The 13,797-nt window shown below is 36.9% G+C and carries 13 protein-coding genes; 1 reads left to right on the top strand and 12 read right to left on the bottom strand.

The features are described from left to right. Positions 1-22: 22 nt before the first annotated feature. From BLT_RS0110315 to BLT_RS0110260, 12 genes are all read right to left on the bottom strand, one after another. Positions 23-883 carry an SDR family oxidoreductase gene (locus BLT_RS0110315; protein WP_017727717.1) on the bottom strand — a complete coding sequence of 287 codons (861 nt, stop codon included), beginning with the start codon at positions 881-883 and terminating at the stop codon, positions 23-25. A 124-nt stretch (positions 884-1,007) separates the two neighbouring features. Beyond that, positions 1,008-1,442 carry an Rrf2 family transcriptional regulator gene (locus BLT_RS0110310; RefSeq protein WP_017727716.1) on the bottom strand — a complete coding sequence of 145 codons (435 nt, stop codon included), beginning with the start codon at positions 1,440-1,442 and terminating at the stop codon, positions 1,008-1,010. Positions 1,443-1,546: 104 nt separating this feature from the next. Further along, on the bottom strand, positions 1,547-2,521 hold the full coding sequence (locus BLT_RS0110305; protein ID WP_017727715.1) for a 5-oxoprolinase subunit C family protein: 975 nt from the start codon (positions 2,519-2,521) through the stop codon (positions 1,547-1,549). After that, complete coding sequence (locus BLT_RS0110300) at positions 2,522-3,409, bottom strand: 5-oxoprolinase subunit B family protein (protein WP_017727714.1); 888 nt, start codon at positions 3,407-3,409, stop codon at positions 2,522-2,524. Between the two features lie 13 nt (positions 3,410-3,422). Then, positions 3,423-5,504, bottom strand: coding sequence for a sigma-54-dependent Fis family transcriptional regulator (locus BLT_RS0110295; RefSeq protein WP_017727713.1), 2,082 nt, complete (start codon positions 5,502-5,504; stop codon positions 3,423-3,425). 203 nt (positions 5,505-5,707) lie between these two features. Further along, positions 5,708-7,054, bottom strand: coding sequence for a 4-aminobutyrate--2-oxoglutarate transaminase (gene gabT, locus BLT_RS0110290; RefSeq protein ID WP_017727712.1), 1,347 nt, complete (start codon positions 7,052-7,054; stop codon positions 5,708-5,710). 108 nt (positions 7,055-7,162) lie between these two features. After that, on the bottom strand, positions 7,163-7,933 hold the full coding sequence (locus BLT_RS0110285) for a LamB/YcsF family protein (protein ID WP_017727711.1): 771 nt from the start codon (positions 7,931-7,933) through the stop codon (positions 7,163-7,165). 128 nt (positions 7,934-8,061) lie between these two features. Beyond that, positions 8,062-9,396 (bottom strand): acetyl-CoA carboxylase biotin carboxylase subunit, encoded by a 1,335-nt coding sequence (locus BLT_RS0110280; protein WP_017727710.1) that lies wholly within the window; start codon positions 9,394-9,396, stop codon positions 8,062-8,064. A 29-nt stretch (positions 9,397-9,425) separates the two neighbouring features. Next, complete coding sequence (locus BLT_RS0110275) at positions 9,426-9,674, bottom strand: acetyl-CoA carboxylase (RefSeq protein WP_017727709.1); 249 nt, start codon at positions 9,672-9,674, stop codon at positions 9,426-9,428. Between the two features lie 71 nt (positions 9,675-9,745). Beyond that, on the bottom strand, positions 9,746-10,723 hold the full coding sequence (locus BLT_RS0110270) for a 5-oxoprolinase subunit C family protein (protein ID WP_017727708.1): 978 nt from the start codon (positions 10,721-10,723) through the stop codon (positions 9,746-9,748). Next, entirely contained in the window at positions 10,716-11,600 is an 885-nt protein-coding gene (locus tag BLT_RS0110265) for a 5-oxoprolinase subunit B family protein (protein ID WP_017727707.1), read from the bottom strand. Before BLT_RS0110265 ends, BLT_RS0110270 begins: the two co-directional genes overlap by 8 nt. Before the next feature lie 321 nt (positions 11,601-11,921). Then, positions 11,922-12,923, bottom strand: a complete 1,002-nt coding sequence (locus BLT_RS0110260; protein ID WP_017727706.1) for an HD-GYP domain-containing protein — start codon at positions 12,921-12,923, stop codon at positions 11,922-11,924. Positions 12,924-13,478: 555 nt separating this feature from the next. On the opposite strand from BLT_RS0110260, the gene BLT_RS0110255 reads away from it, so the two are divergent. Further along, positions 13,479-13,715 (top strand): hypothetical protein, encoded by a 237-nt coding sequence (locus BLT_RS0110255; protein WP_017727704.1) that lies wholly within the window; start codon positions 13,479-13,481, stop codon positions 13,713-13,715. The last annotated feature ends 82 nt before the right edge of the window (positions 13,716-13,797 follow it).

The following is a 13,797-nucleotide window of genomic DNA, read 5'->3' as shown; positions in this document are numbered from 1 at the left end:
ACTCTTTATTCATTTTTATCTTTTATTGTAATGCTTCTCTTACCATGTCTTTTAATGGGGTTGCTGCTCCAATTAGTGTCTGTAAATCATCTGATGTTTTAGATGTTTCCCCTTCAGAGATCGAATGGTAAATGCCTGCAAAAAGCTCAGCAACAGGTTCAGGTAAACCTACGTTTGTTAGAATTGATTTCATTTCATCAAAAGAAACTGATTGGTGGACAACTTTTTTACCTGATACCTCTGAAACGATTTCAGCTAGCTCATCATAGCTCCACGCTTGAGGATTTACAAGGTTATACGTCTTATTCTCATGACCTTCCTCAGTAAGTACTGTAGCAGCAGCTAATGCAAGGTCCCTTCGAGTCAAGGAATTAATCTTTCCATTTCCAGTATTCGTTACAATCGCTCCACGTTCTACAGAACCTTTAAGCTCAGGATTGACAAACACTTCTGTATAAAGCGCATTACGTAAAAACGTATATGGAATTCCCGTTGTGCGAATGGCATATTCTGTCGCTAAATGAACATGAGCGAGCGGAATGATAGATTCCTCAGCAAACGCGTAACCAGTGTAGGCAATATGCTGAACACCTGCGTCTCTTGCTGCTTGTACTACTGTAGCGTGTTGACGAATGCGAAGTGTGTTATCTGTATCAGGGCTTGAAATAAATAAAACCTTTGAAGCTTCAGCAAATGACGATTTCATTGATTCTAGATCAAGGTAATCACCCTGACGAACTTCCACTCCAAGCTCAGCAAGCTTTGAAGCTTTTTCTACATTTCGTACACTTGCAATAATTTCATTCGCAGGTACTTTTTTAAGTAAATGTTTGATCACAAGTTCTCCTAAAAATCCTGTCGCACCAGTTACAACGATTGACATAAAATCTACTTCCTTTCACATTCAAATTTTTGAGAGGGCTTATTGTAACCTAAATGGTTACAAAGTATTCAAAAAAAGATATAGATAGAACCAAATCGATTACAACAATTTGAAAAAATCAGCTCTATACAGAGCTTTTTTTCTCATTAAGTTCAGTCACCAGACTTTTTAACGTTACTTGTGCCAATGATTGCTCCATTGCATTTTGGGCTTGTCGCATTTTCTTGCGAAGAACGGATTCAATATTCGCACCTACTGGGCAAGCAGGGTTCGGATGGTCGTGAAAATTAAAAAGGAGATCTTGATCAATGACTTCAACCGCTCGAAACACATCAAGAAGCGTAACATCATCTAATTCCTTTAAAATGTAGGCTCCACCTGTTCCAGCTTGAACTTGAACAAGCCCAGCTTTTTTTAGCTTGCCTATTATTCTACGAATAATGACTGGATTGGTCTTGACACTCCCTGCAATGAATTCAGACGTACAAGGTGACGTAGTCAGTGAAAGCAATGTTAAAATATGCACCGCTATTGAAAAGCGGCTGCTAATTTTTTTCATATTATTCACCCTCTCGTTGTAACCATTGTAGTTCCATTAAAAACTAGTGTCAATAAATTTGAACGCTATGCTCACATGGTTATCAAAACCTATTCAAATGTTTATCATTTAAGCAAATCAATGAGTGACGAAATTTTCTTTTTCTTTTCTAATCTCGCTTCGATTGCTTGCTCTACCGTTACCGTCTTAAATCGTGTTGTCGTTGTTGGTCTTGATTGAGAAATTTTATCAAGGTCGGCATTGATCGCTGCACCAATTGTTACAAAGCCTCCACCTGTCGTTGCATCTCTTAATAGCAAGATTAATTCCTCCTCATTTGGAGCCATAATTGCACCAATTGGATAGACTGTGTCAACCACATTTGGTGATTGTGTGCCAGCACCAAAAGGTGACTTAAATGGTTTGAACTCAATATGTGAACCTGAGTAACGATAAGCAACGTGGTTTGATTCGAGACTTACTTTCCACTCTGAATCAAGAAATGACTTCATTCCCCTATCACTTAACCAATGGCTTGATAAACCAATAACAACACGAATTTCATTCATGGATGAAAAAGTAGGAATGTATTCATTAGGAATTTGTCTTCCTATAAGAGGAAAAACACCTTGCAACGGCTCGCCAATTTCAAGTTCGTCTTTCGCTCGTACTTGAAATTTATTAAATAGGTTCGACTCATAAAGGGATTTGTTAACAGTATGTTGTGAATCACGAATATTTTTAATGCCACCAGCTACAAACAAATAAGATTTTACGCCTGCTGATATCGTCTTAAATACTAATTGATCACCTTCATTTACCAAGAGCGTTTCCCACATAGGAATTGGCTTTCCGTTAAGGAGTGCCTCGATGGGTGCTCCTGTAATCGCAATCACTGTTTTTTTTCTAACCTCTATTTTAGGACCAAGTAAAGTCATTTCAAGTGCGGCATAATTTTCAGGATGACCCATTAAAATATTTCCTAATAAAAAAGAATATTGATCCGCGGCGCCAGAAGGAGGTACTCCAAGGTGATACAAACCGTTTCTTCCTAAATTTTCAACAAAGGTTTGAAATCCAGCATCTTCAATATAAAGCATTTAAAAGCCCTCCATTAGCTTTTGGATGTAGGACTTTCTTTTTGCAAAATATTCTTCTGGTGAAAAATGTAGTTCTTTTATTTTATATTGATATGTACCTTGCTTTACTTGCTTTCTAATATTCATATAGTCCCCCTCGCTAACAGGTCGATGCTTCCATATATCTCCAGGTTTAGCTAAAAAAACAGAATCATTAAAAACGGCTAATTTCTGTTCGTGGTCCACTAGTGGAACAGCGGATAAACCGATTAATTGATAACTTCCTGGAGTCATGAAGGGATAAATAACTGTAAATGCGCCTCCCACCCCTACTGCTCTACTTGGGGTATTCGTTCGTGGACTGATATATTTTGGAGCTTGCAAGACATCCTTCTTCTCTAACCCAAGAGGATATTCCCAAACCGTTCCTGGAATAAATCCCATCATTGTTAATAAATAAGGATGTGAGGAATGCGCTTCAATAAACGACTTTTTATCAGTATAGCCATTTACTTTCATGACTAAATTAAAGTTAGATATATCATCTTTTATGACATTTCGTTCACGATATTTTTTACTGTACTCTTCGGTGTACGGATCGTCATACCAAATTGGAATTTCTATGACTCTTATTTCCAAGTTAAGCTCAGATGGATTGCTTTTTGTCATATCAATTTCTTTTAATGATTCTAATAAATCCCGAGCTGAAATCACTTCAGGATTAAATTGCACAAGGTATGATGCATTTGACGGACAAATTTCCAAAACTCCAGGTAGGTCTCTCTTGCGTAATTCGTTCGTGATCGCCAATGCCTTAAAGTTACTATCCTCGCTCATTTCAGGTGAAATTTCAGCATAAATATAATCGTCTCCAACAAAATCAAATTTGGTTTCTGGTAATGTAAACAACCGGATCTCACCTTTACTTAAAGATTTTTTGCATTCGACGGCTAATCGTTGCAGGACTTACTCCCAAAGCTTCTGCAGCCTTATACGCACTGCCGTATTTTTCTAACGCCTTCATGACAAGCTGATTTTCTACTTCTTCAACAGCTTTTTTTAAAGGAACGATATTTTGGATCATAATGTTTCTTTCTTTGTTTTTCGTTAGACTATTATGATGCAAGGTCGAGAAAACATCTTGGTCAGTTATCATATCATTTCTTGTCGTTACAGCAAGACGTTCAATCACATTTTGTAATTCTCTTACATTACCAGGCCAATCATATTCTTCTAAAACCTCAATCGCCTCTCTTGAAAAGCTCTTATTCAAACGGTACATTCGATTTATTTTTTCAATAAAATGAAGGCATAAAGGTAAAATATCAACAATTCTTTCCCGTAACGGTGGTATTTTAATTGGAATGACATTTAGGCGATAATATAAATCCTCACGAAATTTTTCCTCAATAACAAGCTTTTTTAAATCTTGATTCGTTGCTGCAATGATTCGAACATCAATCGATTTTACTTTCGTTCCGCCAACACGCATAATTTCTTTTTCTTGTAGTACCCTTAAAAGCTTTACTTGCATGTCATAAGGTAATTCGGTTACTTCATCTAAAAAAATGCTTCCTTTGTGTGCTAGCTCAAACAACCCAGGCTTTCCTTTTTGGTCTGCCCCTGTGAAAGCTCCCTTTTCATAACCAAACAATTCACTCTCTAATAAATTTTTTGGAATCGCCCCGCAATTTACACGAACAAAACTCTGTCGGTTTCTATTGCTATATTCATGAATGGCTTGTGCAAAAACTTCCTTTCCTGCCCCTGATTCACCCATTAGTAAAACCGTTGAATCTACTTTCGCTATATGTTTTATTTCCTCAACAAGCTTCTCCATTTCTTGTGAACGGTAGACAAGCTTCTGATAGGTATGACCTTCATTTCTCTTTAATAATTCATCCAGTTCTTCTTTATATTTTTTTGTTTTTTTCTTTGTTAAAGCTAATTCTTCCTTTAATTTATTCATCGCCGTAATATCTCTTGAAAGAACAACGACTTTCTCCAGTTTTTCTTGATGAAAAACGGGTGTAGCGACTGACCAGATTTTTCTTCCAGTTACTGATTCCTGAATCATCGATAGCTTTTTCTTTCTTTTTATACACAAAGCAATGATATTTGGCTGAAAATATCCATCTTTCTCTAACTGAATAATATTTTGACCGACTAACTGCTTCGCAGAATACCCATTCCAAAAATCCGCCAAAAATGTTCCCGCTAGGCGGATGATTTCTCCTTGATGATTCGTAACCATAATTTGTTCGTTTGCAGATGAATAAATCGCTTGTAAATCATTGTTTAAGTCCCTTACGAATTCCAGTTCTTTTACAGCTTCCTCAAGCTGTTCTCTCGGTGAAAAAATATGGACTATGCCAATTATTTTTTCATTTTCATAGAGAGGCAGAAAATTACCGCTAATTTGTTTAAAATTAATCGAACATTCAATGCTTAAAAGTTGATTTCCTGCAAGGACTTCTGCAATATTTTTTTCTGTGGTAAGCAATGCTTTATAATTTCGATAAAGAAGGACTCGTTTTGATAATCCTAATATTTCTTCTGCTGTTCCATTTATAAACGTGATGTGATAATTGCTGTCTGTTGTGATGATTCCTGTGCCAGAGCTATTAAAAATTTGGTTCAGTTGATGTAATCGATATTGACTTAATTGATGCTTTGCCTCCACACTCGTCACAAAGCCTGCTATTTCATTCTTTTTATTCATGCCAAGATAAACGGAGATATTATGATAAAAAGAAATTTGGCTATCTTCAGGAACTTTTAAAATATCATGTCTAAAAGTAAGAGGAGATTTAATGTTTTTTTCGTTATGGATTTGCTGAATGAGATCATTTCGATCAACATACCCAATGACCTCTTCTTCATCATTTTTCACGAATACCAATTGAGCTTTTTCTTTTTCAAAAAGGAGGAGTACCTCTAAAATCGTACTGTTTTTTGGTAAGTAATAAAGCGTTGTATTAAGAACATCTCGCCAAACAATCAAATGAACCCCTCCAAGCAAGCCTCTTTTTCTAATTACTCTATATTGTACCAAAAAGTCTTAAAATGATAAAAAGTCTGAATTAAATCACCTAATCTCATTAGAAAAGTGCAAGACCCTTATCTTTAAAAAGGGAAAAAATACCTTGCGAAAATCGCAAGGTATTTTCCTTAATTTATAAATTATTTTAATTAATATAAGAATATTTATCTCACATCATGTATTACTTTGTCGATAACTTTAAATGCTTCCTCAAGCTGTTCGTCTGTAATAACGAGTGGACTTAAGATACGAATGACGTTTCCATAAAGACCTGCACTTAAAATAACAACTCCGCGACGATTGCACTCTGCAACAATTTTTGAAGTTAATTCTTTGTCAGGCTTTTTTGTTGTGCGATCCTTTACAATCTCAATTGCACACATTGCCCCAATCCCTCTAACATCACCAATACATTCATACTTCTTTTGCATCTCTTTAAAGCGCTTCAATGTATTTTGACCAAGCACGTTTGCTCGCTCAAGAAGTTGTTCGCCTTCGATCATCTTAATTACTTCTAAGGCAGCCACACAGCCTAATGGGCTTCCGCCATACGTCCCTCCTATTTCACCTGGGTTGGGCGCATCCATGATTTCTGCTTTCCCAGTCACTGCACTTATTGGAAGTCCAGCTGCAATCGATTTTGACATCGTCATTAAATCAGGCTCAATGTCAAAATGCTCAGATGCAAACATCTTTCCGGTTCTTCCAAAACCTGTTTGTACTTCATCTGCAATGAATAAAATTCCATGCATTTCGCAAATTTCTTTCACCTTGTGAACAAAGTACTTTGAAGGAAGGATAAATCCACCTTCTCCCTGTACTGGCTCCATAATAAAAGCTGCCACTTCTTCAGGTGGTACTTCGCCAATCAAAAAATCGTTAATTTGCTTTAACGTGTAATCGTCTAGTTGACGATCGGTCATCCCTTCAGGCTTTCGATAGTAATAAGGAAACCGTAATTTATAAGTATCTGGTGCAAAAGGGCCAAAACCATTTTTATATGGCTTTACTTTACTCGTTAAAGACATTGACATAAACGTGCGTCCATGGAAGCCTCGGTCAAAGGAAACAATCGCTTTTCGACCCGTATATTTTCTTGCAATTTTTACTGCATTTTCAACAGCCTCAGCTCCAGAGTTTAAGAAAAATGTTTTCTTTTTACTATTACCTGGCGTTATTTCATTTAGCTTCTTCGCAAGTTCTATATAAGGCTCGTACATAATAACATGAAAGCATGGATGAATATACTTGTCGAGCTGTTGTTTCAAGGCCTCGACAACAGAAGGAGGACAATGGCCGACATTCAATGTGCCAATTGCACCGGCTAAATCAATCAATTGATTACCATCAACATCGGTGACCATCGCGCCTTTTCCTTCAGCAATAAATGTCGGTGCAGTATTAAAAGGACCTCGAGGTATGTGTTCTTCACGTTCCTTTATTAGTTTAAGAGAATTTGTACCGGGCAGTGAACCTGCTAATTTAACATATTGATATTCTGATGAATTCAAAGTGCATCTTCCTTTCCTGAATACTCCTAATCCTTACACGAAGATGGAACCAATGAACAAAGAACGCTTCTTACATACGATGAATCTATTCTGATAGAAAACCTCAAATCATTGGTTTATTAAATTTTTTATTGATGTTACTTCAATCTCATTCCGCATTAATGCCTCCGTAATCGCTTTAGCCAATAATGGTGCCCCTTCCGTATCTCCATGGATACAAACGGTTTGTACGTTGATTTCCGCTTCTTTCCCATCATAGGTTATGACTTTCCTTTCTTTAACCATACGAACAACCCGCTCAGCCATCTTGTTAACATCCGTTAATGAAGGCCCTGTTCTTGTTAAGACGATGGAACCTGTATCCGTATGCTCTCGGTCTGCGTACCCTTCATATGCAATAGGAATCCCCATTTCTTTCCCTACAATAGCGACTTCCGATTGATTAAGAGCAAAGACGATCATCTTTGGATTTATTTTTGAGATAACCTCTAAGAAGGCTTTTGCAATCTTTTTATCTTCCATTGCCATCATAAATAAGGCACCATGTAGCTTACAATGTTGAACTGGAAGATTATACATGCTCGCAAATTCACGGATAGCACCCATTTGATAGATAACATAATCTTGAATTTCTGATGGTGTAACATTCATGTGTCGACGTCCAAATCCGACTAAATCAGGGAATCCAGGATGAACTCCTACCCCAACATCATAGGATTTGCACAGCTCAATGGTTCTTTTTATGACATGGGGATCACCAGCATGAAAGCCGCAAGCAATATTGGCAGAGGTGATATATTGCATCATCCCTTCGTCATTTCCCATTTGATACAAGCCAAAGCTTTCACCCATATCACAGTTAAGATCTACCTTTAACATGCCATCACCTCGTTCCATTCATTCTTTTTATTGTAATAAAACACTTCAATGGTTAAGTGCCCAATATTATTACAGAAGCAGCTTCTCACTTTATCATCGGTGTTAATTTTGAAAGTGATAGAGTCTTATTATTTAAGGTTTTGTAAAAAATGGGTAGTGTATTCCCCATCCTGAAATTGTTTATGCTCAAGAATTTGTATCAACAATGGAATGTTTGTTTTTACACCTTCAATGTCAAATTGCTCTAAAGCATCTAGCATGGAAGCAATCGCCTTTTCTCGATCCCCTTCGTGTACAATGACTTTTCCGATCATTGAATCGTAAAAAGGGGAAACCATATCTCCCTCTGTAACAGCAAAGTCGAGCCTTACATGAACAGGAGTTAATAATTTTTCGATTTTACCTGGAGATGGCATGAATGTTTCTGGATCCTCTGCACAAACTCTACACTCAATCGCATGACCCTTAGCCTTTATTTCATCTTGCTTGTAGGGCATCGGTTTGTTTTCAGCAAGATGTATTTGAAGCTCCACCAAATCTACGCCTGTAATTCCTTCAGTGACAGGGTGCTCCACCTGCAAACGAGTATTCATTTCTAAAAAATAAAAGTTCTTATCTTCATCAAAAATAAACTCCATTGTACCAACACTACTGTAGCCAATTTTTTTCGCCCCAAGAACCGCTGTTTGACAAAGCTTCTCTCTTAATTCTTCATCTAAAAAGCAAGACAAGCTTTCCTCCACAACCTTTTGATTTCTTCTTTGAACTGAGCACTCACGTTCAAATAAATGAACCGTATTTCCTTCTCCATCAGCGGCGATTTGTACTTCGATATGACGTGGGCCTTCAATCCACTTCTCTAAAAACAATGAACCATCACCAAAATAAGACTCAGCACTCTGCTTTGTACGGGTAAATACTTTCGTTAATTCTTGTTCATTATGAACAAGCTGCATGCCCATTCCACCGCCACCTGCACTTGCCTTTAGCATTAACGGATATCCTAACCTGCTTGCAACGTCAATGGCCTGTTCGACAGAATCTAACGCACCATCCCAGCCTGGAATGACAGGTACCCCAGCTTCCTTCATTACTTTCCGAGCTTTGATTTTACTGCCCATTAGTTCAATGACTTTTGCTTCAGGACCGACAAAAATAATGCCTTCTTCTTCACATCTCTTCGCAAAACAAGGGTTTTCCGATAAAAAACCATAGCCTGGGTGAATCGCATCCACTTGATTTTCTCTCGCAACTCGAATCACTTTTTCAAGGTCTAAATAGCTTTTTTTAGCTTGCGATTCACCAATATGATGGCTTTCGTCTGCCATCTTAACAAACGGAGCATCTGCATCAGCATCTGAGAAAATAGCCACCGTTTGAATTCCAAGTTTTTTGCACGTCTTAATAATTCTAAGAGCAATTTCCCCACGATTTGCGATTAAAAGTTTGTTTATATTAGCCATACTATCCTCCCGCAAGGTGTCAACATTCATTAACTAGGTTTTACAGTGACAATCTCTTGACTCGCGTTGATTACTTCTTCGTTTTCTACCTTAAAGCTTACAATCGTACAATCTTCATCTGCTTTCACTTCATAAAAATTTTTCATTACCTCAATTAATCCAATAATATCCCCAGCCTTCACCTCTTGGCCTTCCTCAACATACACCTCTTCATCAGGACTCGGTCTGCGGTAAAATACTCCAGGAATTGGAGCTAGAATCGATTTTTGAACACTCATTTTTATTCCTCCAAAAAACTAAATTAGTGGTTTCATATTTTAAAATAAAAGTTATTCTAGCATATTGCTTTTTATTCGTTTAAAAATTCTTTTACTTTCTCCACTCTATCTTTTAACGCTTTGCGTGCTTTTAAAGCCTCATCTATATTTACTGCGACAAAGCGAACTTTTTCATTTGTTTTGATCTGGGCCATTTTATTTAAGTCAGGACTAATGATCGTCGCAATGGTTGCATAGCCCCCTCCTGTTACCGCATCATTTAGTAACGCGATCGGTTCAATGCCATCAGGCACTTGAATCGAGCCAATTGGATAACCAAGGTCTACCACGTTGGATGGGTTGCTTCCTGCGCCAAAAGGTTGTTCTCGCGGAACAAAATGCAATCGTTCACCTTTAAAACGATAGCCCACTCTGTTTGCATTCGGAGTGACCGTCCAATCGATCGATAAAAACCTTTCTAAACTTTCTTCGGTTAAACGGTAGCTACATAAGCCAACAATAACGCGAATGTTTTCATTTTTAGAAAACTCAGGAAGATACTCTGCAGGAATTTGTTTGTTCAAATCAACTTTTTTGACATTGTTTTCTTTTTTAATTTTTAGAATATCACCTTCTTTTAGCGCTCTTCCATTGAAACCGCCAATCCCACATAAGGTATATGTAGAACGAGAATTCATTTTGATCTCGACATCAATGCCACCTTGAACTGCTAAATATGACCGAGCTCCCTGTTTTACAAAGTCAAACGAAAGAATGTCACCAGCCTGAACTTCTACGGCTTGCCACATTGGAATGCTTGTTCCATTAATTTTCGGCGGAATCTCCGCTCCAGTCACAGCAATCAGTGTAGAAGATTGAAATTCGATCTCAGGCCCCAGATAAGTGATCTCCAACACAGCTGCGTTGTCTTCATTTCCTATTAATAAATTGGCGATAACAAATGAATATTTATCCATCGCTCCTGAAGGCGGCATACCTGTATGATAAAATCCAATTCTTCCATTATCCTGAACCGTTGTTTCGATACCTGGCTTAATGATTTTAATCATTGTATAACCCCCTTAATACCTTTTTTGAAAATCCCTCAGGTTCTTCCATTACATCAACTGGGGAATAAGAAAATGGTTTTGTTTGATACGTAAATGTGCCTTTCTCCACTTGGCTTCGAATGTCCTCAAATTCGTCGAGCGTAATATCACGAAAACGGAAAATATCTCCTTGCTTTGGAAAAACCATGGATTCTTTAAAATCGTAAAGTTTTTGCTTAGTGTCTAAAATTGGTGCAGCAGCCATTCCAAACATTTGATAGCCACCAGCCCCTTGAACTGGATAGATACAAGCAAATGCTCCACCAAAACCGAATGTTCTCTCAGGAGTAAATGTTCTAGGCGTCACATATTTAGGGACTTCGATTTGCTTTTCACGCTCAACCATTTGAAAGCAAAATGGAAGCCCAGGAACAAAACCTAACATAGAAACCATAAAAGGTGATTTAACAAGTGCTTGAATAAAATCTTCTTTCGATGAATATCCATTTATTTTTGCTGCGTATTCAATATCCGTTAAATTTGGATCCTGATGATTATTTCTAAACCGCATCACTGCTTCATGGGTCCATGGATCTTCAAACAAAATCGGAACATCGACAAGTCGTGATTCGATTGAAATGTCTGGTACTTCCTGAACGTTTTTTTCTAACGCTTTTAATTCCTCCATTAATTCTGTAGGGTGAATTTGCTCAGGAACAAATCTTACCATGTAAGAAGCGTTCCCAGGACAAATGTCTACAATTCCCTCTAGCTTCTTATCTTTTAATTCTTTTGTGATAGCCAGTCCTCGATAATGAGCTTCTAGTGACATTTCTTCAGATAATTCGACAAAGATATATTCATCTCCACCATATTCGTATCTCGTTTGCTGCTTCAAGTTTCGTCACCTCGCAAAAATAGTGTAGTGAGTTTATTTTTAGATTTTTCTTTTAACATTTAATAATGCAAAAATAATGCCAACTCTTTTAATTCTATAAAATGAGTTAATAAATCTTTATTTTTCGCTTTGTTGCGCAAAGTATGAGAGAATCTAACGTCTATTCTATTTCACTCGTAATTTTCAATTTAGAAACGGATTTTTCAAAATTGAAATATTTTGTTTTTGTTCTTCAATGCATGTATAGGTGCGATTTTTGTTCCTTTTGATTTGTTATAAACAAAAAAAGTCCTAAAGATAGGACTTTTTTGAATGGAGTCGTCATGTATTGATTTGTTGTTTTTTTTCAATAATCACTTCTTCAATTAATATCGTCACCTTTTCACTCAAGTCAATTTCTTCCCCTGATGAATCCAACCGAACAAAAGGTCTTTGAAGGTGAGATTCAATTCGAGTTACGATCCCACTTTCGTTATTGCTTAATTTCACATGTGTTCCCGGAGGATAGGCAATGATGCTTTGACTAAAAGCAAGAACAATCCCATGAGGATAAACCGTGTCAGACAATGTCATCATTTTTTCGATTGCTTCATGCGGGGCCATACCTTCATGAGAAATCAAGTTTTCAAAATAATTTGCAATACTGCAAACATGTGCAAATTCAATCATCTCGTTACCCTTTAACTTTCTTGGAAAACCTTGTCCATCCATTGTCTCATGATGCTGATAAGCAACATGAGCAGACATTAGACTAAGCTCACGATGAGAGCGAATAATATTAAACCCTTTTTCTGGGTGCTCCTCTCTAATGGTTGATTGTGATTTACCAATATCATGCAATAAGCTCCCAATACCTAAATCATGAAGCTGATGGTTCGTATATCCTAAATGCTTTCCTATTTGTAAAGAAATTAACGTAACATTCACTGCATGTGCAAATGGTGAAAGGGTTGTATCGATCGCTGAAGTTGGGATAAGAATGATCGCTTTGCGAAGCTTTATTTCTTCTACTAATTTTTTTATTGCTTTTTGAATCTCTACTAATGGCAAAGCTTCTTTCTTAGCGCTTGACATGAATGCACGTTCAACCGTGGCAATAGTGTCTAACCAAGTAGACATCTCAATCATTTCATCAAGTGAAATTCCTTTTGATTTCGCATCCTCCACAAACAAATATTTAATCCCTATCTCCTTAAGCTTTTCCATATATTTTGGGTGTACCTTTGCTCCCGTCCCAAGCAGCACTCGTTTTCTTGAATCATAGATCGGCTTTGCTAGCTCCATCGTGTTTTCGTCATATTCGTTAATCGTTATAAGTCTCATTCTTTCCCCCATCAGCCGTACTTAAATCATATCGAACTGTCGTACGAATCCACTTATTTTTTCACAGTACTAAAGATACAAAATTCTCAGTGTATTGTCAAAACAAATAATGACATAAATCGATGCAGCCCAACTCTCATTTTGTTAATTCATAATTATCCCTTCCTTTGTTCACTGAAAATATGAAAAAGTAATTTTATGGATTAATTATTTAATTGACAAGAATAACATTATGTTAACTAATTAACTGAAAATGACGTGTACGAACAAATAAACGTACACGTCTGCTTTTTTTATAATGCCTCTTCCATTGTCATGTTGCTAGCTTAAATTTATTTGAGAAGAAATGAATGTTTCAACCCTTCTCAAGGCTTATTTTTTACCAATACGTGTGGATCAATTATAAATTTTTTCGCAGCCCCACGATCAGTACATGGAACAAGCTCAAGTATTACAAATGACTTGCTTGAAACCTAAAATCTTGTCTGTCTTCCCTTTCTTTTTCTAGTAAATTCACTCATAATAAAAGGAAAGAAATTGTAGGGAGGAATGATCATGGGAGAATGCAAATTAGACCACTCTCTAACAGACGTTCAGCAAAAGCTTAAAAGTCAGTCCAATTTTTTACCAGCCGAGCTGTATCAGAAGTTTGAAACATTTCTAAAAAGAGATTTGTCCCAAGAAGCATTAAATAAAGCTTTTCATTTATTAAAAAAGTATGATTTAGCTTCAGAGGAAGAACAATCTGTTCGAAATGAGAAAATAGAAGAACTGATTCAAACAACTTCATGAGCTTTTTGCCTTTTTAAAATGTGAGAGAGAATTTTTAAAGAGGCTGGGACAAAAGAGTTTTTATTGATGAGAAATCCAAACG

The sequence above is a fragment of the Halalkalibacterium ligniniphilum genome (assembly GCF_000334155.1).
GTDB lineage: Bacteria > Bacillota > Bacilli > Bacillales > Bacillaceae_D > Halalkalibacterium > Halalkalibacterium ligniniphilum.
The sequence above is the reverse complement of the archived record's forward strand: the minus strand, read 5'-3'. Positions and strand labels throughout refer to the sequence as shown.

Bases quoted from the DNA above. Each gene is read 5' to 3' on its own strand.
- BLT_RS0110310 (WP_017727716.1), bottom strand. From the start codon at position 1,442: ATGAAAAAAATTAGCAGCCGCTTTTCAATAGCGGTGCATATTTTAACA.
- BLT_RS0110270 (WP_017727708.1), bottom strand. From the start codon at position 10,723: ATGATTAAAATCATTAAGCCAGGTATCGAAACAACGGTTCAGGATAAT.
- BLT_RS0110280 (WP_017727710.1), bottom strand. From the start codon at position 9,396: ATGGCTAATATAAACAAACTTTTAATCGCAAATCGTGGGGAAATTGCT.
- BLT_RS0110260 (WP_017727706.1), bottom strand. From the start codon at position 12,923: ATGAGACTTATAACGATTAACGAATATGACGAAAACACGATGGAGCTA.
- BLT_RS0110305 (WP_017727715.1), bottom strand. From the start codon at position 2,521: ATGCTTTATATTGAAGATGCTGGATTTCAAACCTTTGTTGAAAATTTA.
- BLT_RS0110285 (WP_017727711.1), bottom strand. From the start codon at position 7,933: ATGTTAAAGGTAGATCTTAACTGTGATATGGGTGAAAGCTTTGGCTTG.
- BLT_RS0110315 (WP_017727717.1), bottom strand. From the start codon at position 883: ATGTCAATCGTTGTAACTGGTGCGACAGGATTTTTAGGAGAACTTGTG.
- BLT_RS0110275 (WP_017727709.1), bottom strand. From the start codon at position 9,674: ATGAGTGTTCAAAAATCGATTCTAGCTCCAATTCCTGGAGTATTTTAC.
- BLT_RS0110255 (WP_017727704.1), top strand. From the start codon at position 13,479: ATGGGAGAATGCAAATTAGACCACTCTCTAACAGACGTTCAGCAAAAG.